Here is an 18,810-nt window from a genome sequence, read left to right on the forward strand (position 1 = left end):
TATGCATTTTTCTTCGAATCACAAATTATTATATGCATAACTATACAAAAAAACCTCCCAGCGTATGCCAGGAGGCTGTACAAAAAAGGAAAATGCCTACTTTGAAACCAGAACGACTTCTCCGTTGGTATAGTGCTGAGCAACATACGCCTTGATCTTCTCGCCGCGCAGTGCCTTTACCAAGGCGACGATTGCAGCATCGCTCTCACGACCCTGCTTGACTGCTACGACATTGACGTACGGGCTGTCCGAACCTTCAACGATCAAGCCGTCGCGGGTGGCGATCAGACCGGCGGGAATCGCATAGTTGCCATTGATGATGGCGGCATCGACATCCTGAAGGACACGGGGAAGGCTGGCCGCCTCAATCTCACGGAACTTGAAGTTCTTGGGATTGGCGGTGACATCAAGAGGGGTGGCTTCAAGACCGGCATTCGCAGCGAGTGTGAGCAGACCGGCGCTCTGCAGCAACAGCAATGCCCTGCCTTCGTTGGTGGGGTCGTTGGGAATTGCAATGGTCGCACCATTAGGAAGGTCTGTGAGGGCCTTGTACTTCTTGGAGTAGAGTGCGAACGGCTCGACGTGGATGCCGCCGGCATTGGCCAGATGATATCCCTTCTCCTTGTTGAAGGATTCCAGATAGGGGATGTGCTGGAAGAAGTTGGCATCAAGCTCTCCGCTCTCCAGTGCTTCGTTCGGTGTGACATAGTCAGTGAACTCCTGCACCTTGAGGGTATAGCCCTCTGCAGCAAGGTCCTCGACGATCAGATTGAGGAATGCAGCATGAGGCTCGGGGGTTGCTCCAACAACGATGGTCTTGGAGGTTGCCTGCTCTTTGGTACCTGCTGCGAACAGTGAGAACGCCAGCAACAGTACAAGGGTGATGCTTAGAATCTTTTTCATAATTTCTCCTTCTCTCCCCCACAAGGCGAGAGGTATGCACAACTGATGCATCAGCGGCGGGCTATAAGCCTCGCACTGATTTTGTTGCCTATCACCTGCACGATCTCAACGAGAACGAGGATGATTACAACGGCAACGAACATAATATCGCCTCGGAAGCGCTGGTATCCATACCGAATCGCCAGATCTCCCAGGCCGCCTCCACCGATTGCTCCGGCCATGGCCGAATAACCGATCAGGTTGATGATGGTGAGCGTCACACCGCTGACCAAGGAGGGCAGTGCCTCAGGAATCAAGACCTTCCGGACAATCTGAAAATTGGTGGATCCCATAGCACGGGCGGCCTGAACGACCCCCGGATCCACCTCCTTCAGTGCAGTCTCAATCACTCGAGCCACAAATGGTGCTGCCGCAATGGACAGCGGGACGATAGTAGCGGTGGTACCGATACTCGTGCCGATGAGAATCCTTGAAAGCGGAAAGAGCAGAATCATCAGGATGATGAAGGGAAACGAGCGCAACACATTGACGATTCGCCCCAGGACACTATTCAACATGGGATGAGGGATGATGCCCCCCTGTTCCTCACTTGACGTGGCGGATAGCAGAATCCCCAAGGGAAGGCCCAAAATCAGGGAGAACAGGGTGGAGAAGAAGACCATGCTCAATGTTTGTAATGTGGCGTCGAAAACCAACAACCAAATCTTGCTCATTCTGCATCCTCCTCTTCAACGACGACACCCATCTGTTTCAAAGCCTCGATGGCCCGCTTCTTCTCCTCTTCACTGCCGCTGATGTCTACAAGCATGGTTCCGATCTCAACATCACTGACTTTCTGAACCCCACCTGCGCGGATATTGAAATCCACCCCTATCTGTCGGCTTATCTTGCTGAGAATGGGTTGGTCCGTGGTCCCCCCACGGAACCGCAGGGTATATGCTCCCCGCTTCTTCGACCAGTGGACCATATGGTCATCGGCAAGCGAAGCCTCATCGATGCCTACAAGGTGAGTAAGAAATTCCTTGGTCACTTCACTGGAGGGATTGGCAAAGATATCGGTGACCAAACCCTGCTCCACGACAACTCCGTCATCCAATACAGCCACTTGATCGCAGGCATCCCGTACCACTTCCATCTGATGGGTAATCATTACCACAGTCAAGGACATCTTGCGTTGGATTTCCTTCAGGAGAGCCAAGATGGAGTGGGTTGTCTGGGGGTCGAGAGCGCTGGTGGCCTCATCACAGAATAGTATATCGGGATCACAGGCAAGGGCGCGGGCGATGGCCACGCGCTGCTTCTGTCCACCGCTGAGCGTGCTGATAGGGGCATTGCCCCTTCCTTCAAGCCCGACGAGGGCGAGCAATCTCTCAACCTTCTGCTTGATTTCCTGTTTCGGAATTCCGGTTATTTCCAATGGATAAGCAATATTCTGTTCTGCATTCCGGCTGGAAAACAGATTGAAATTCTGGAAAATCATACCAATACGGCGGCGTCTCTGAATAAGACTGTCCTTCTCCAAATCGTCAACCCGCTTGTCATCAAAATAGACTTCACCTGCATCAGGTCGTTCCAACAGGCTGATCAACCGAACCAAGGTCGACTTTCCGGCCCCGCTCTTACCGATGATGCCGTAGATGGTGTTTGAGGGTATCGAAAGAGAGATGCCATTGACTGCATGCAATGTACCATACGTTCTCTTTAGATTTTTCAACATAATCTGCATACATATACCCTCTGTATTCACTTTGGAGTTGAATTGTTACCATCATAGTGAAAAGGGTTGTATTGGACAAGACACAGATGGGATAAAATCGTGATACCCTATCATACAGATAGCATTTGTCTGCCTAACGACGAAAAGAGGACGTTTTCACGTCCCCTTCTCTATCTATGTATATACAACCGGCAAGCCGGTGCAAGGCAAAAAGAAGGCCCGGCGGCTACCTACTCTCCCACGGCTAACCGTAGTACCATCGGCGTGAGGGTGCTTAACTTCCGTGTTCGGGATGGGAACGGGTGTGTCCACCCTGCTGTGGCCACCGGGCCGGCCAACGCCTGGGAGCACGGATGGATCCGTACGACCGGCCTTGGCAGCCCTGGGACTGGAAGGATGATATGGTCAAGCCTCTCGGATGATTAGTACCGGTGGGCTGAACGCGTTGCCGCGCTTGCACCCCCGGCCTATCGAACAGGTAGTCTCCCTGTTTCCTTACGCCCGCTTGTGCGGGTGGGATGTCTCATCTTGGGGAGGGCTTCCCGCTTAGATGCTTTCAGCGGTTATCCCTTCCGAACGTAGCTACCCGGCAGCTGCCGTTGGCACGACAACCGGTACACCAGAGGTTCGTCCACTTCGGTCCTCTCGTACTAAAAGCAGAACCCCTCAAACATCCAACGCCCATGGCAGATAGGGACCGAACTGTCTCACGACGTTCTGAACCCAGCTCGCGTACCGCTTTAATTGGCGAACAGCCAAACCCTTGGGACCTGCTCCAGCCCCAGGATGCGATGAGCCGACATCGAGGTGCCAAACCTTGCCGTCGATATGAACTCTTGGGCAAGATCAGCCTGTTATCCCCGGAGTACCTTTTATCCGTTAAGTGACGGCGCTTCCACTCGCTACCGCCAGATCACTAAGACCTACTTTCGTACCTGCTCGGCTTGTTTGCCTCGCAGTCAAGCCACCTTGTGCCTTTACACTTGCCGGATGATTCCCAACCATCCTAAGGTGACCTTCGCGCGCCTCCGTTACTCTTTAGGAGGCGACCGCCCCAGTCAAACTTCCCGCCTGGCACTGTCCCGCGACCGGATGACGGCCGCGGTTAGAAAATTGGACAGGCAAGGGTGGTATTTCACCGACGGCTCCTCGCAGGCTGACGCCCACGCCTCGCGGCCTCCCACCTATCCTACACATCCCTGCCCAAGTCTCCATGCCAAGTTGAAGTAAAGGTTCACGGGGTCTTTCCGTCTAACCACGGGTACCAGGCATCTTCACCTGGACTTCAATTTCACCGGATTTCGCGTTGAGACAGCGCCCATATCGTTACACCATTCGTGCGGGTCGGAACTTACCCGACAAGGAATTTCGCTACCTTAGGACCGTTATAGTTACGGCCGCCGTTTACTGGGGCTTGGATTCGCTGCTTCGATCGCTCTGACAACTCCTCTTGACCTTCCAGCACCGGGCAGGTGTCAGTCCATATACTTCCCGTTGCCGGTTCGCATGGACCTGTGTTTTTGGTAAACAGTCGCATGGGCCGTTTCTCTGCAACCCCCTCGCGGGGGCCATACTTATCCCGAAGTTACGTATGCATTTTGCCGAGTTCCTTAACGCGAATTCTTCCGTGCGCCTGTGCATTCTCAGCTCGCCCACCTGTGTCGGTTTGTAGTACGGTCCCCCAGGGCCGTTCCTTAGGGATTATTTCTCGGCACGACGACTACGCGCACTTCACCGCACCGTGGTGCGGCTCGCTCGCGGCTCGCCTCGGCCCCCGGATTTGCCTGGGGGCCTCGTCGGCTCGCCGTTTCGGCCGGGACTACCGTCGCCCGGCTGCGTTTCGCCCTATGCGTCATCCCATCGGAACCCTGGGAGGTGCGGGAATGTTGACCCGCTTCCCATCGGCTACGGCTCTCGCCCTCGCCTTAGGGGCCGACTGACCCTTGGGTAGATTGACTTTACCCTGGAAACCTTAGGCTTTCGGCGGACGGGGATCTCACCCGTCTTTTCGTTACTCATGCCTGCATTCTCTCTTCCGTCCCGTCCACGGGGGCTTGCGCCCCCGCTTCTTCCGTACACGGAATGCTCTCCTACCGACAGCATCACTGCTGTCCCGCGGCTTCGGTGGCGTGCTTAGCCCCGTTACATTATCGGCGCATGACTACTCGACCAGTGAGCTGTTACGCACTCTTTGAAGGGGTGGCTGCTTCTGAGCCAACCTCCTGGCTGTCTGTGCAATCATACTTCCTTTCCCACTCAGCACGCCTTGGGGACCTTAGCCGGCGGTCCGGGCTGTTTCCCTCTCGACGACGGCCCTTATCAGTCGCCGTCTGACTGCCGCACATTGTATCGCGGTATTCGGAGTTTGGTTAAGCTCGGTACCCAGTGACGGGCCCTCACCTATCCAGTGCTCTACCTCCGCGACAGTCCATGCGACGCTAGCCCTAAAGCTATTTCGGAGAGTACCAGCTATCTCCAAGTTTGTTTAGTCTTTCGCTCCGAGCCACAGCTCATCCCAACCCTTTTCAGCGGATTTAGGTTCGGCCCTCCACAGGATTTCACTCCTGCTTCAGCCTGGCCATGGCTAGATCACTTGGCTTCGGGTCTACCGCACGCGACTGAACGCCCTGTTCAGACTCGGTTTCCCTGCGGCTCCGGGACTCCCATCCCTTAACCTCGCCGCATACGGTAACTCGCAGGCTCATTCTACAAAAGGCACGCCATCACCCTCTCGGGCTCTGACCGCTTGCAGGTCCACGGTTTCAGGTTCTCTTTCACTCCCCTCCCGGGGTCCTTTTCACCTTTCCCTCACGGTACTATGCGCTATCGGTAGCTGCCGAGTATTTAGCCTTGGAGGGTGGTCCCCCCGGATTCCGGCAGGATTTCTCGTGTCCCGCCGTACTCAGGTAACGCGGCCATGCAGCCGCAAGCGTTTCGCGTACGGGGCTTTCACCCGCTCTGGCCGGCCTTCCCAGGTCCGTTCCGCTACGCTTGCGGTTTCTCACTGCACGGGGCAACCCCCGCCGCATCCCTACAACCCCGCGCACCCGAGGGCACGCGGTTTGGGCTCCTCCCCGTTCGCTCGCCGCTACTGGGGGAATCTCGTTTGATTTCTACTCCCGCTGGTACTTAGATGGTTCACTCCCCAGCGTATCTCCCATGCACGGTATTTTATTCGCGTGCATGTGCATGTCATCCAGACATACGGGTTACCCCATTCGGAAATCCGCGGATCTTCGGGTATTGGCCCCTTCCCGCGGCTTATCGCAGCTTATCGCGTCCTTCTTCGCCTGGCAGCTCCTAGGCATCCTCCGTGGACCCTTATTCACTTGACCATATCATTCTTCCAATCCCTGCGCTATGTTGACTTGCTCTATTCGCAAATGCTCTGTAAAAAAACAAGTTGCCAACGCAACTGAAAATGGGACTGATAAGACTTGAACTTATGACCTCGTGCTTATCAGGCACGCGCTCTAACCACCTGAGCTACAGTCCCGGTTAACAGAAATATCAGAGAAGAGAAGAGTTGATTGGAAGCTGAAGGGCGATTTGTTGCAGGACTTGCACCTGCTGGTCGACGACCGTTGACGGACGCGGCTGTGAGGGCCGCATCCAGCCTTTCTTCTCAGAAAGGAGGTGATCCAGCCGCACCTTCCGGTACGGCTACCTTGTTACGACTTCACCCCCCTCACCGGACGTACCTTCGGAACCGCCCCCCCTTGCGGGTTGGGCTGGCGACTTCGGGTACCCCCGACTCGGATGGTGTGACGGGCGGTGTGTACAAGGCCCGGGAACGTATTCACCGCGCCATGCTGATGCGCGATTACTAGCGATTCCAACTTCATGGAGTCGGGTTGCAGACTCCAATCCGTACTGGGACCGGCTTTAAGCGATTCGCTCCGCCTCGCGGCCTCGCTGCGCTCTGTACCGGCCATTGTAGCACGTGTGTAGCCCAGGACATAAGGGCCATGATGACTTGACGTCGTCCCCACCTTCCTCCGGTTTGTCACCGGCAGTTCCGCCTGAGTCCCCACCTTCACGTGGTGGCAACAGGCAGCAGGGGTTGCGCTCGTTGCGGGACTTAACCCAACACTTCACAGCACGAGCTGACGACAGCCATGCAGCACCTGTACGCCGGCCGCAAGCGGCACGCACCTTTCGATGCGCTTCCGGCGTATGTCAAGCCCTGGTAAGGTTCCTCGCGTACCATCGAATTAAACCACATGCTCCACCGCTTGTGCGGGCCCCCGTCAATTCCTTTGAGTTTCACCCTTGCGAGCATACTCCCCAGGCGGTGCACTTAATGCGTTAGCTACGGTACCGGGGGTCGACCCCCCGCCACCTGGTGCACATCGTTTACTGTGCGGACTACCAGGGTATCTAAACCTGTTTGCTCCCCGCACCTTCGCGTCTCAGCGTCAGTACATGGCCAGATGCCTGCCTTCGCCATTGGTGTTCTTCCAGATATCTACAGATTTCACCCCTACACCTGGAATTCCGGCATCCCCTCCTGTACTCAAGCCCTGCAGTTTCCAGCGCGTCCCCCCGGTTGGGCCGGGGTCTTTCACGCCGGACTTGCAGGACCGCCTGCACGCCCTTTACGCCCAATGATTCCGAACAACGCTCGCCCCCTACGTGTTACCGCGGCTGCTGGCACGTAGTTAGCCGGGGCTTATTCCGGGATTCACGTCATCCCGCGGCCATTCCCTGCCACGGTTGTTCCCCCTCCCGAAAAGAACTTTACAACCTCACGGCCTTCTTCGTTCACGCGGCGTCGCTCCGTCAGGCTTTCGCCCATTGCGGAAGATTCTTAGCTGCTGCCTCCCGTAGGAGTCTGGACCGTGTCTCAGTTCCAATGTGGCCGTCCACCCTCTCAGGCCGGCTACCCATCGTCGCCACGGTGGGCCGTTACCCCGCCGTCTAGCTAATGGGACGCAGACTCATCCCCCGGCGGCGCCGCAGCGCCTTTCCCGGATCCCGCCATCGCGGGTCCCGTCTCATCCGGTATTAATCCAGGTTTCCCTGGGCTATCCCGGGCCGGGGGGCAGATTGTCCACGTGTTACTCACCCGTCCGCCGCTCTAGGGGCCCGAAGGCCCTTGCCGCTCGACTTGCATGCTTAAAACGCGCCGCCAGCGTTCGTTCTGAGCCAGGATCAAACTCTCCGTCATAGGAATCCCGCACCCGAAGGTGCGGGCTCTACTTCTTCAATAGTTCGCCCTGTCATTCCTCGCAAACGAACGTAGCTTTTCACTACTGTTCATCATTTTCTTAGGTAATTGACTGGGAAGCCCTTACAGCTTCCACACACTCGATCAACGGCCAATTGGCAATCATCTCGTGTCTTTTATCTTCTCTTCTCTTCTCTCATATATCTGTCAAAAAACAATCGCTGTCGACTTGGTGTCGCTCAGCGTGCTCCGATAACATAACAAAAGACGCCTTCTAGTGTCAAGCATCCCTTGCAACTATTTCTGCATTTAATTTGCTCGTTTCCTCAGAAGCTCATGCACAATCTCGGAAAAGCCCGCACCACCCTCGCTCTCAGAAGCATACCGAGGAAGCACTTGCATCGATTGCACATGCTTCTGTATGTTACCGACTCCGAAACTCAACGGAAAACGAGAAAACATCACCTGGTCGTTGGGAGCATCTCCACAATAGCAACTTTTTTCAATCATGGTCTTTTCATCAAGGCCCAGAACATCTGCAAAAAAGGCCTTTGTACCCTGATACTTGTCAAACGACCCGAACCATGCATTCACATGAATCGAGCTGACGGCAGTCCCCGCCCCCATGCTTTTACATACCTCGACCACACGGGCAATCTGATCTGCATCCAAATAGGGCGGCTCGCTTCCATGATCGAACGCAACATCGAAAATTCTGGCAAACTGGTCGCTTGAAAGTTTGGAACCCGGTACAAGGGAGAGTACTTTCTCGATCAACGCACTTTTACGCTGTTCATACCCCTCTTGCACAATGGATGGGTGTACGTACTTACGGATGGCACCATTCTTACGGTAGAGGCATACCGCCCCGCTTTCGCTGAGCACGGCTTCAACCGGCCACTGACGCAGATAGGTATCTCCCCATCCAGCAGACCCCCCGGTCACACAGATGGTCCGAATGCCAGCTTCTTTCAAGACATACAAGGCTTCAAGGGCAACAGGCCTGAGCTTTCCTTCGGTGGTAATCGTATCATCAACATCAGTAAGCAGGAACGAGACCCTTCCGGCCTCGTCCCCTCTGAGATTCTGCACACTCTGCATATTCACATCCTCAGCGGGTCATCGTCGAAAGACTGCCGTCACGTATAATCGCCTTAATGTAGGTAAGAAAGGACATGACTGAAGAAAGGGCTGCCAATACGAAAATCACATACAAGCCGATGCGGGCCCCTTCCATGAAAGGAGCATCGGAGAACCAGTTGCCCAAGGCGATGTAAAGAATGCCTAAGGCTCCGCTGATGGCGTACAGCACAGCCTTGCTCTTCCCCCACAGGTTTGCCGCAACAGGCTTGCCCTTTCCCATCATCAGCATACGCACGAACAGGATGGAAAACTCCCTCCACATAATGAGGATGAAGGTCCAAAGGGGCATGACACCGGCACCCGACAGACACACAAAGTACGTCAGTCGAGAGAACGTATCGGCAAACGGATCCATTACCTTTCCCAAGTCGGTAACCAAATTCCTGCGTCGGGCAATTTGGCCGTCCAGCAGATCCGTCAGCTCGGTACATGCCCATAAAATGAGGGTGAGGATGGAAGAAAGAGTTTGAAAGTCCTCTCCGAACCAACCGCCCAGATGGAATGCGATGAAGAACATAGGAGCCATAATCAGCCGCGATACCGTAAGCTTATTCGGAATATTCATGAATACCTCTGATTAGCCGAACAGCCGGCTGAATTTGTTTTCAAGGTAGCTTGTGAACACTGTTGCGTCAAGAGCTTTTCCGGTTACCGATTCGGCAGTCCTCCGCCCTGTCTGCAAGGCGCCTTTCTCATACACGGCATACCTCAGATATGAGCTGATACCTTCCACATCATCAGGTCTCAGGCCGAGATTGTTCTGTATATGAGCCCAAATCTGAGCACCGTAGAGATTGCCCAGGGCATAGGTGGGGAAGTACCCGAAATCACCGCTGCTCCAATGTACATCCTGCAGCACACCCTCGCTTGCAGTTGCCGGCTTGAACCCGAACAGACGGGCAAACTCCTCATCCCATGCATGGGGAAGCTCTTCAACCGAAAGGTCTCCGGCAAGCAAAGCCTGTTCAAGACCAAAACGGAGGAAGATATGAAGACTGTAACTCATCTCGTCGGCATTGACGCGGATGCATGTCCGCCCGACCTTGTTGACCGCCCTGACAAAGTGGTCAAGGCCGATACCGGCTGTCTGGGTCGGGAAAAGCTTGCTGAACTGCGGATAGTAGCGCTCCCAGAACTCAGGGCTTTTGGAGACCATATTCTCCCAAAGCCGACTTTGCGACTCATGCATCCCATGGGACGCCCCGCCGGCAAGACTGGTGCCCCTGAGTCTTGTGCTTGAAGCACCCATCTCATACAGCGCATGCCCTCCCTCGTGTATCGAGGAGGCAAAACTGTCCATGACGCTGGGATCGGTATAGCGGGTGGTGATCCGGATATCGTCGCTGGCAATGGTGGTGGTGAAGGGATGCACCGAGACGGCACAGCTGCCGCGGGTGAAATCGAATCCCATATCGGTCAGCACCTGATTGGCAAACGCCTGTTGGCCCTCGATCGGATACGCTTGACGCAGAAAGGAAGCATCCACATCCTTCTCTGCATAGGTCTGCACCAAATCGGACAATGGTTTCTTGATCGAGTCAAAAAGGGTCGCCACCTCCTTGGTACTCATTCCTTCCTCGAACTCGGCTAGCAGGGCGTCATACAAGGAAGAGCTGTCATCGGATAAGCAGGAAGCTTTCTCCCTTGCCAGATCAACCATGACCGCCAGGTCCTGGGAAAAGAGGGAGAAGTCGCTGGCTTTACGGGCCGTCACCCAACTCTGATGGGCTTTTGCACCCCCCTCGGTGATGGCCCGCACCAGATCCTTGGGCATTCTCCGCTTTCTTTCATACTCCTTCCTACGGATCCTGATCAGCGCCTGCTCAAATACCGACTCACTCTTGGTCTCATCCAAGAGGGCGAGCAACTGTCCCATCTCATCACCGCTTGCCACCGCATGGGACTGCTCGGCAAGCCAGCCGAGTTGATTCGCACGTTCGTCCACCGCCTTCTCGCTGAGAATCGTCTCCTGATCCCACTGCAGGGCGGCGCCGATATGTTCAAGCATCACCAAATGGCGGTCAAGCGCCTCAAGGCGTGCAAAGGCTTGTTGTTGTTTCATACATCCTCCCAGAGATTGAGAGCCGGATTGCTCCGGCTCCCATTGCATTTACAGCTGCTCCTTGTTCTCTACCTTCTGCTTCACCATATCGATGAAAGCCTGGGTGGAGAGTCCATTCTCCTGCTTGCCGGTTCTCAGTCGTACCGACACCTGGTCGTTCTGAGCCTCCCGGTCGCCGATGATCACCATATAGGGGATCTTCTGCTGCTGGGCATTGCGGATCTTTGCATTCATGCGGTCGTCGCCAAGATCGGCCGATACCCGCAAGCCTTCCTTGCGCAGCCTTCGTTCCAATTCCTTGGCATAATCGAAGAAAGTCTCCCCTACAGGAATAATCTTGATCTGCTCGGGTGACAACCACGGCGGGAACGCTCCTGCATAGTGCTCGATCAGAACTCCGAAGAACCGTTCGATGGAGCCCAGCAGGGCACGGTGGATCATGTACGGACGCTTTTCCACCCCGTCCTTGTCCACGAACGTCATATCAAAGCGTTCAGGCTCATTGAAGTCGAACTGCACGGTGGAGAGCTGCCATTCACGACCGATGGCATCCTTGATCTTGAGGTCGATCTTCGGACCGTAGAAAGCACCGCCGCCTTCATCAATCTCATAAGAGAGACCCTCGGCCACAATCGCCTTGCGCAGCGCCTCGGTTGCATCAGCCCACCGAGCCGGATCACCAACCGATTTCTCAGGCATGGTGGAAAGGTACGCGTTGATCTCGGTAAAGCCGAATGAGTGAAGCATGTGCAGCGAAAAGCGCAATACTTCCAGAATTTCGTCATTCATCTGGTCGGGGGTGACAAAGAGGTGGGCGTCATCCTGAGTGAAACCTCGCACCCTCATCAAACCATGCATGGCACCAGCCTTCTCATATCGATACACCGTACCAAGTTCAGCCCAACGGAAGGGCAGGTCCCTGTAGGAACGCTTGCTGTTCTTGTAAATCATTATATGGAACGGGCAGTTCATCGGCTTCACATAATAGTCGCTCTTGTCCATCTCCATCGGAGGATACATACCCTCCTTGTAGAAGCCCAAATGACCGCTGGTCTCCCAGAGCCACGAACGGCCGAGGTGGGGGGTATAGACCATCTCATAGCCGTTGGCATAATGCTCGTTGCGCCAGAAGTTCTCGATCGCCTGACGAATACGCGCCCCCATCGGGTGCCAATAGACCAGGCCGGGACCGGCTTCCTCATGCAGACTGAACAAATCGAGCTCCTTGCCGAGCTTGCGGTGGTCGCGTTTCTCCACATCCTCAAGGTGCTGCAGATAGAGCCTCAGCTCCTTGGCATTTGCCCATGCAGTGCCGTAGATGCGGGTAAGCATCGGATTGGTCTCCTTGCCACGCCAATAGGCACCTGCAATACTCATCAGCTTGAAGGCATCGGCCTTCAGCTCCTTGGTCGACTCCACATGAGGTCCGCGGCAAAGGTCGGTAAAACCGCCTTGGCTGTACAGGGAGACCTCCTCGTCCTCGGGAATCGCCTGCAGCAATTCAAGCTTGTAGGTCTGGTCGGCAAACTGCTTCTGAGCTTCGGCTCTACTGACCACCGTCCGGACAAACGGCTTGCCCTCGGCGATGATGGCCTTCATCCTCTCAGTGATCTCCTCGAGGTCCTCGTTCACCAACTGCCTGGGCAGATCGAAATCATAGTAAAAGCCGTTGTCAATCGCAGGGCCGATCGTTATCTGTGCCGAGGGAAACATCTGCAGCACTGCTTCCGCCATGACATGCGCCATTGAGTGTCTAATTCTGGAGAGTCTCTCTCCTGCATCTTCCTTTGCCATACCATCTCCTCGTATATACCAACAAAAAAAGCCTTCATGCCTTCCCTCTCCGGTACGGCATCATCCGCATCCGGCAAGGACGAAGACATGAAAGCTCTCATGTTCCGCGGTTCCACCTTGCTTCCCTTTTCGATTCTATCCCACCGAAAAGGACGCTCAATTTACCTGTATCGCCAGGTGTGCGGCATAGTCTACTGGGTTTCCCGTTCGGTATGCGGCTCAAAAGGGGTTTTCATCGAGCGCCTGCCGGACTCCTCTCAACCAAGGGAATCCTCTCTGTTGCCCCGCCATCGACTACTCGTCTTTCTCAACGCCTTGTAAGATAGAATGCTTACATTGGAAAAAATAGTCAAGAGTACAACAATTGGGAAATTATCTTCGCAGCATCGTCGAGCAGCTTCTGGTCCTCAAGCGTAAAGCGTGAAAGCGTGGGGCTGTCCACATCCAACACCCCCACCACCCTGCCTTTTGCATCGACAAGGGGAGCGACCACTTCGCTGTTGCTTGCACTGTCGCAGGCGATGTGATCGGCAAAGGCATGCACATCGTCGACGCGCACACTCTTGCCGGTACGGGCGCACAACCCGCACACCCCCCTGGAAAAGGGGATGTCGGTACACGCCACCTTACCCTGGAATGGACCGAGCATCAAGTTCTGACCTGAATCGTCGACAAGGTAAAACCCCACCCAGTTGATGTCTCCCAGATGTTCGGCAAGCAAGGCCGAGGCGTTGGCCAGATGACAATAACGCCTGGGAACAGAACCATCCCAATCGCGTATGAGAGCAGCCAGCTGCTCAAGCATTCCCTCTGAATTGTGCAAATCCATGGAAGCAGCTCCTTGTTTATAGTACCGACCGCATGGCTTTCACCGGGGCGGCAGCCTTGTTGCCCCCCCGCAGCTTCATAGCCACCGAGGGTTTTACTACCACACCCGGGCCGTTGATGCAACCGCCTTCGCAGCACATCACCTCGACCAAGTCGGCTTCGGCCGGACGTTTCTCCCAGATTTTCATCGTCCTGAACATCTTCTTATCGACCCCATTGACCGGCAGCACCTGCACTTCGTGACTCGGGGCAAAGCGGCTGAGCACACACGAGGCAACCCCACCGGAGAGGGCGAACTGCCTGCAGTCCTCAAAGGAGGCGGTATCACCCAAGTCGGCTCCCTCCATCTCCCGCACATCGATGTTCTTGGCAATGAACAGGGAGGCGAGCTCGCTGAAGGTAATCACAGCGTCGATGGTCTTCAACCGTACAGCCTCCACCTTCTTGGCAAGACAAGGGCCGATGAAAACACTCTTGGTTGCAGGATTGAGTGCTTTTGCCTTCAAAGCAATATAGCCCATGGGTGAGAGGGCGGACGAACGTCGTTCATCGAGGAACGGCAGGTGCTTGTCCACCAACTCCATGTACGCAGGACAGCAGCTGGTAGTCATATACCCTTTCCCTCTTGCTTTACGCTCCGCCAGTTCCTCGGCCTCATGCAGACTCGTTGTCTCGGCTCCTTCGCTGACCTCCAGTACAGAAGAGAATCCAGCTGCAAGCAAAGCCGCCTTGATCTGTGAAAGCGTACCGGGAAACTGACCTTCGATTGCAGGAGCGATCAGGGCTGTGACATGCTCTTCCTTGGCGAGCATCTTGACCACCGGAATCAAGGCCGAGCGCTCGACGATGGCCCCGAACGGGCAGCTCATTGCACATCGTCCGCAGCTGATGCACTTCTGGTAGTCAATCTCCACATACCCCTCTTCATTCTTCTTCACTGCATTGACAGGGCAGGCTTCCTCACAGGGGACCGGAATATGGACAACTGCATGGAAGGGACATACTTCCTTGCACTTGCCGCAGCGTATGCAGCGGCTCTCGTCTATGTGAGCCTGCCCACCGGCGAACGTGATGCAATCCTTGGGGCAGTTTGCCAGACAGGGCCGGGCAAAACAGCCCCTGCAAGCGTCACTGATGAGATAGCGGTCCGGCGGACAGGAAGAGCAAGCCGTACTGATGGTCGTCAGGATCGGAGCTGCGGGTTTATCTTTCTGCATCACCTCTTCGACATATTCGGAGAGGCTTTTCAGCTCATCGTCATCGGTTTCGATGTTGATCCCCAAAAGCGCCATGATCCTGTAGCGGACCATCGCCCGCTCCTTATAGATGCAACACCTGTTGGGAACCCTCTGCTTGGGAATGATCCTGATGGGCAGCTTGTCGACATTCTCCTTCAACGTTCCTGCAAAGAACTCCTTGAGCACCTCTGCATGAACCTGACGCTTCATCAGCGTATATTGGTTGTTCAATTCAAGCACGGGTCGCCTCCGCAAGAAGTTTGCACAGTTTCTCCTGGTTCACACTGCCGTAGACATTCTCCCCGATGCGAACATAGGGAGGGCGCTCCTTGGATTGGGCGTCCTTGCAGCCGCCGATGCAGCTTACCCCCTCGATCTCGCAGCCGCCAAGAACAGCCGGATCCAAAAACTCGTTATAAAGGAGCAGGTCGGCACCTCCCTGTACAAAACAGGCGGTTCCTACACAAATCTGTACACGTACTTTATCTTTCTTACCCATATGCTTCTCCTCTGTTCAGATATATTCCTGCGAGGTCTCTTTCAGATACACATCTTCCAATGCCTTTCGGAGCCTGCCGATCAAGTTTCTTCGAATCCCTATCTCCACCGGAATGCTCGGGTCCTGATGGGCCTCATTGATTTTCGTCCCCACGATGAAGTGCACCTGGTCGCTGTCCTGCATGACTTGGATGAACTTCTTCACAGCATCATTGGTCATCGACCGAACCGGCTTCTTCTGCTCCAACGCGGTGGCCACCTTGCTGAGTGTGAGCATTCCTTCGGTCACCAGGTCTATACCCTCCATCATCGAACACGGAGGAACCTGGGGCGACCAACAACTCATATCCACTTTCAAGGGTTTTTGCATCAGACGGGAGACGATTTGCGCCGTTGTTCCACCACTGACAATTTTTTTCCCCTCGAACTCCTTGATCTTCTGCACCAGCTGTTCATCGTGCTCCTTGGTGAACGGAGGACCGGTGACCACCAGCGTACGCCTGGGCCTGCGGACATACACCACCATGCAGGTGATGTCGTCCTTGGCGCTCAGGCGGTCCAGGCTGTGCGCACGACAGACAATGGCCTGGGCGAGATCATGGCTGGAGATATCGGGATTTGCCTCAATCTGGGTACGGGTGAACTCCCGCACCCCATCCAGGCGCCAACCCAGGGGAAGCGACCTGCCCATACCGGCCTGGGTGACCCCGTCACTGAAAATCACGAGACGGCTGCCGATCGGCAGTGTAAGCAGGGAGTGGCCCAGCACCTCTTTCTTGAATGCTCCATCGCGCTGCAGATCGATATGCTCGACATCCCACTGCACGCTCGTGCTTCCTTGAAACACCAATGCGCTGGGATTGTCGTACTCCACCAGGTTCATGGCGACCTGGTCGCTGGCAAGCATCCTGAGGTCTGCGATGGTAAAGGTTGCATAGCTGATCTTGCGCTCCTTGCACACCGGCAGCGTATTCATGATGATCCGCGCCGAATGTGTCAGGTCCATCGGGCTGAAGCTCAGTTTGTGAGCCATTCGGGCCGTCAAGCTGGCAAGGACATTCGCCTTGACTCCACTTCCGAGTCCATCACTGAGCGTGCACACGATTTGGTTGTTCTCGGGGTTCCGGGAGAGCAGAAACACATCCCCCCCGATTTTCTGCCCGTCCTTGTAGATTTGGGCGTAGTCGACATCGATGAAAAGGTCGTTCATGACTCAACCTTGGTGAAGCCGTCGCTCTGACTGCTCCCGGGGACCTTGAAGGCATCGATGAGGCTGTTGAGCATGATCTCGGTCTCGGCGGCATTCTCACCGAGCAGGCTGGCGATCTGCTGCACCGTCTCCAAACTCTTCTGAATGACATCCTCGGCTTTCTTGATCACCGTCTCCCTTCTCACCGTGGGGGTGGTGATGTCTTCGAACAAGGCTCCTACAAGATGCTGTTTTTCCACCGAGAAGAAAGTCACCTTCAAAAACTTGTCTTGATAATGCAACCGATACTGCTGCGCCCTGGGATTGGAAAACTGATTCTTGAATTTCTCATGGAACGGTACGAACCGTTCAAGCGGCAAGCCGCCGACCAGACCCAGCAAGTCGCCTTCGATGGAGAAGTCGATGTCACCGAAAAGCTTGAGAAAGCTGTTGTTGCAATCTACGATTTTCAGCTGGTCATCGACGATGACCACACCGATCGGTATGGTTCTGAGCAGTACATCAATCTTGCTCTGTGCCTCCTTTCGCATCTTGGTGACACACATCTCCGGCTCGGCCATCCCGTCGAGATACGCGATCGCCATCTCGCGGCAACTGTTGTAGCCGCAGCCGCCGCAGTTCAGCTCCTCGGCTTTGTCACGCTTGCCGAGAATCTTCAAGGCTCTTTCTATCTCCAATTCGCTGTGTATCGATACGAAGCTGGAAACCGGCGGGTTCTGCACACCGTTTCCTGGTTTTTCAATCAAGGAATATCCCTTCTCAAGCAAGGTGGAAACAAACGACCGGTCACCGGCGAACAGCGGGCCTTCATCAGTGATACGACTTCGGGTATAGCGCGAAGAACTACCTTTCTTTGCCGCCGAGGATCGCCCTTTCTCACAACCCGGCCCATTGATGCAACCGCCTTCGCAGAAGAGCAGCTCCAAAAAGTCGGAATTGATTTGACCTTTCGCCATTCCCCCAAGCGTCCCCACCACCTGCGTCGCGCCGCTTATGGCGACAGCCTTGGTCTGGAACGGGTCGCTTCCCCAGGCAAGCGAAGCGATCATGCCGCCTTCGATCGGATAAAGGGTCGAGGAACCTGCCCTGCAGGGTACAAACGGAGGGACCAAGGAAGGATCGGCGTCTATCTGCTGGGCAAGCAGATCCAAATCGATGTTCTCCAATTTCAGCCACGTGCGAAGCTCCTCAAAGGTAAGGGCGAAATCAGGGTATCCAGGCGTCTCATCGGCCTCCACCTTCTTTGCGATGCAGGGACCGATGAATACGACTCCGATCTCCTGTCCATAAAGCTTTCTCAGGTAGGCACTGTGGCATTGAAGCGGAGAGGGAACCTCGCTTAAGGCGGGAACCAAGGATGGGTAATACTTCTTGACCGTTTGTACAACGGTGGGACAAGCTGTGGAAATCCACGCGCAAGTCCCATCATGCCCGCCGGCATGCACTTCAATTGATTCGTTGACCAAGGCGGCCCCGATGGCGGTCTCACTTACCGCAAAAAAACCAAGACGCTCCAAGGCCAGGACCAAGGCGTCGACGCCTTGGACAAACTCACTGGCGGCCGAGGGTGCAAGACTGCAGTAAATCTTTCTCCCACTGGTTAGAAACTGCCTGACCCTGGCCAAGTCGTTGCGGATTTTCTTTGCATGGGAAGGACAGATATCGACACAATGGCCGCAATAGATGCAGCGATCCTTCACGACCACCGCCGAGCCGTCCTTGACCTGAATCGCCTTCACCGGACAGCCCCGGACACACTTATAACAGTCCCTGCACTCAGTCAGTTCGGTATAGATGGGATGGATCACGCCTTCCCTCCCCTGGTGTGCAGCTCGGTTTTAACCAGTTCGAGAACGCTTGCAGTATCGAGTCCGCTGTAGGTCTCACTCCCGATTCTCAGGTTCGGCCCTTTTGCACAGTTGCCAAGACAGAGATGGCCGACCAATTCAACACGATCGGATAGATTCTCTTCCTTGAGATAGGCCTCCAAGGCCTGCAGGGTTTGCGAATTGCCTCGTGCAAAACAAGAGCTCCCCAAGCAGAGTTCCACAACCAATGTATCCATCACTACGACCTCTCAACCTGTTATTGAGCTCAATCGTACTGCGAACACCCTTACAAGTCAATATTTCTTGATGATTAGGTATTTTATTCTGATTTTTTGGTATTTTTAAGGTATATTAATTAATAATTAACTTATTTAATATTCCTATAAGAATATTATAATGGGGTATCGTTACGATACCC

The 18,810-nt window shown here is 54.9% G+C and carries 14 protein-coding genes, 1 tRNA gene and 3 rRNA genes; 1 reads left to right on the top strand and 17 read right to left on the bottom strand.

Features of this window, described 5'->3' with window-relative positions:
* Positions 1 to 96: 96 nt before the first annotated feature.
* From MUG09_RS15380 to thrS, 11 genes are all read right to left on the bottom strand, one after another.
* Complete coding sequence (locus tag MUG09_RS15380) at positions 97 to 903, bottom strand: MetQ/NlpA family ABC transporter substrate-binding protein (protein WP_244772317.1); 807 nt, start codon at positions 901 to 903, stop codon at positions 97 to 99.
* A 50-nt stretch (positions 904 to 953) separates the two neighbouring features.
* Positions 954 to 1,616, bottom strand: a complete 663-nt coding sequence (locus tag MUG09_RS15385) for a methionine ABC transporter permease (RefSeq protein ID WP_244772318.1) — start codon at positions 1,614 to 1,616, stop codon at positions 954 to 956.
* Positions 1,613 to 2,629: a methionine ABC transporter ATP-binding protein gene (locus MUG09_RS15390; RefSeq protein ID WP_244772319.1), complete on the bottom strand. Its 1,017-nt coding sequence runs from the start codon at positions 2,627 to 2,629 to the stop codon at positions 1,613 to 1,615. The genes MUG09_RS15385 and MUG09_RS15390 overlap by 4 nt, the downstream gene beginning before the upstream one ends.
* 208 nt (positions 2,630 to 2,837) lie before the next feature.
* Positions 2,838 to 2,950: ribosomal RNA gene (rrf, locus tag MUG09_RS15395) — 5S ribosomal RNA — on the bottom strand.
* 71 nt (positions 2,951 to 3,021) lie between these two features.
* Positions 3,022 to 5,955: ribosomal RNA gene (locus MUG09_RS15400) — 23S ribosomal RNA — on the bottom strand.
* 87 nt (positions 5,956 to 6,042) lie between these two features.
* Positions 6,043 to 6,116 (bottom strand) — tRNA-Ile (locus tag MUG09_RS15405).
* Positions 6,117 to 6,249: 133 nt separating this feature from the next.
* Positions 6,250 to 7,790, bottom strand: a 16S ribosomal RNA gene (locus MUG09_RS15410).
* The 16S, 23S and 5S rRNA genes sit together here with 1 tRNA gene alongside, the layout of an rRNA operon.
* 309 nt (positions 7,791 to 8,099) lie before the next feature.
* On the bottom strand, positions 8,100 to 8,891 hold the full coding sequence (locus MUG09_RS15415; RefSeq protein WP_244772320.1) for a Cof-type HAD-IIB family hydrolase: 792 nt from the start codon (positions 8,889 to 8,891) through the stop codon (positions 8,100 to 8,102).
* Positions 8,892 to 8,901: 10 nt separating this feature from the next.
* Positions 8,902 to 9,498 (bottom strand): CDP-diacylglycerol--glycerol-3-phosphate 3-phosphatidyltransferase, encoded by a 597-nt coding sequence (pgsA, locus tag MUG09_RS15420; protein ID WP_244772321.1) that lies wholly within the window; start codon positions 9,496 to 9,498, stop codon positions 8,902 to 8,904.
* Between the two features lie 12 nt (positions 9,499 to 9,510).
* Positions 9,511 to 10,995 (bottom strand): gluzincin family metallopeptidase, encoded by a 1,485-nt coding sequence (locus MUG09_RS15425; protein WP_244772322.1) that lies wholly within the window; start codon positions 10,993 to 10,995, stop codon positions 9,511 to 9,513.
* A 48-nt stretch (positions 10,996 to 11,043) separates the two neighbouring features.
* Positions 11,044 to 12,789, bottom strand: coding sequence for a threonine--tRNA ligase (gene thrS / locus MUG09_RS15430; RefSeq protein ID WP_244772323.1), 1,746 nt, complete (start codon positions 12,787 to 12,789; stop codon positions 11,044 to 11,046).
* 87 nt (positions 12,790 to 12,876) lie between these two features.
* Between thrS and MUG09_RS15435 the strand changes: the two genes are divergently transcribed.
* Entirely contained in the window at positions 12,877 to 13,110 is a 234-nt protein-coding gene (locus MUG09_RS15435; protein WP_244772324.1) for a hypothetical protein, read from the top strand.
* Positions 13,111 to 13,138: 28 nt separating this feature from the next.
* Here the strand turns inward: MUG09_RS15435 and MUG09_RS15440 are convergent, their stop codons facing one another.
* Genes MUG09_RS15440 through MUG09_RS15465 form a run of 6 tightly spaced genes read right to left on the bottom strand, consistent with a single transcriptional unit; the run spans position 13,139 to position 18,628 of the window.
* Positions 13,139 to 13,618: a GAF domain-containing protein gene (locus MUG09_RS15440; RefSeq protein ID WP_244772325.1), complete on the bottom strand. Its 480-nt coding sequence runs from the start codon at positions 13,616 to 13,618 to the stop codon at positions 13,139 to 13,141.
* Between the two features lie 16 nt (positions 13,619 to 13,634).
* Entirely contained in the window at positions 13,635 to 15,095 is a 1,461-nt protein-coding gene (locus MUG09_RS15445) for a monomeric [FeFe] hydrogenase (RefSeq protein WP_244772326.1), read from the bottom strand.
* Complete coding sequence (locus tag MUG09_RS15450) at positions 15,088 to 15,354, bottom strand: NAD(P)H-dependent oxidoreductase subunit E (RefSeq protein ID WP_244772327.1); 267 nt, start codon at positions 15,352 to 15,354, stop codon at positions 15,088 to 15,090. Before MUG09_RS15450 ends, MUG09_RS15445 begins: the two co-directional genes overlap by 8 nt.
* Before the next feature lie 15 nt (positions 15,355 to 15,369).
* On the bottom strand, positions 15,370 to 16,563 hold the full coding sequence (locus tag MUG09_RS15455; RefSeq protein WP_244772328.1) for a SpoIIE family protein phosphatase: 1,194 nt from the start codon (positions 16,561 to 16,563) through the stop codon (positions 15,370 to 15,372).
* Positions 16,560 to 18,371 carry a [Fe-Fe] hydrogenase large subunit C-terminal domain-containing protein gene (locus MUG09_RS15460; protein WP_244772329.1) on the bottom strand — a complete coding sequence of 604 codons (1,812 nt, stop codon included), beginning with the start codon at positions 18,369 to 18,371 and terminating at the stop codon, positions 16,560 to 16,562. The genes MUG09_RS15455 and MUG09_RS15460 overlap by 4 nt, the downstream gene beginning before the upstream one ends.
* Complete coding sequence (locus MUG09_RS15465; RefSeq protein ID WP_244772330.1) at positions 18,368 to 18,628, bottom strand: (2Fe-2S) ferredoxin domain-containing protein; 261 nt, start codon at positions 18,626 to 18,628, stop codon at positions 18,368 to 18,370. The genes MUG09_RS15460 and MUG09_RS15465 overlap by 4 nt, the downstream gene beginning before the upstream one ends.
* Positions 18,629 to 18,810: the final 182 nt, after the last annotated feature.

This window comes from Sphaerochaeta associata, assembly GCF_022869165.1.
In the GTDB taxonomy this organism is placed as follows: Bacteria; Spirochaetota; Spirochaetia; order Sphaerochaetales; family Sphaerochaetaceae; genus Sphaerochaeta; species Sphaerochaeta associata.

Coding starts and splice junctions, on each gene's coding strand:
- MUG09_RS15380 (WP_244772317.1), bottom strand. CDS start 903: ATGAAAAAGATTCTAAGCATCACCCTTGTACTGTTGCTGGCGTTCTCA.
- MUG09_RS15385 (WP_244772318.1), bottom strand. CDS start 1,616: ATGAGCAAGATTTGGTTGTTGGTTTTCGACGCCACATTACAAACATTG.
- MUG09_RS15390 (WP_244772319.1), bottom strand. CDS start 2,629: ATGCAGATTATGTTGAAAAATCTAAAGAGAACGTATGGTACATTGCAT.
- MUG09_RS15415 (WP_244772320.1), bottom strand. CDS start 8,891: ATGCAGAGTGTGCAGAATCTCAGAGGGGACGAGGCCGGAAGGGTCTCG.
- pgsA (WP_244772321.1), bottom strand. CDS start 9,498: ATGAATATTCCGAATAAGCTTACGGTATCGCGGCTGATTATGGCTCCT.
- MUG09_RS15425 (WP_244772322.1), bottom strand. CDS start 10,995: ATGAAACAACAACAAGCCTTTGCACGCCTTGAGGCGCTTGACCGCCAT.
- thrS (WP_244772323.1), bottom strand. CDS start 12,789: ATGGCAAAGGAAGATGCAGGAGAGAGACTCTCCAGAATTAGACACTCA.
- MUG09_RS15435 (WP_244772324.1), top strand. CDS start 12,877: ATGAAAGCTCTCATGTTCCGCGGTTCCACCTTGCTTCCCTTTTCGATT.
- MUG09_RS15440 (WP_244772325.1), bottom strand. CDS start 13,618: ATGGATTTGCACAATTCAGAGGGAATGCTTGAGCAGCTGGCTGCTCTC.
- MUG09_RS15450 (WP_244772327.1), bottom strand. CDS start 15,354: ATGGGTAAGAAAGATAAAGTACGTGTACAGATTTGTGTAGGAACCGCC.
- MUG09_RS15455 (WP_244772328.1), bottom strand. CDS start 16,563: ATGAACGACCTTTTCATCGATGTCGACTACGCCCAAATCTACAAGGAC.
- MUG09_RS15465 (WP_244772330.1), bottom strand. CDS start 18,628: ATGGATACATTGGTTGTGGAACTCTGCTTGGGGAGCTCTTGTTTTGCA.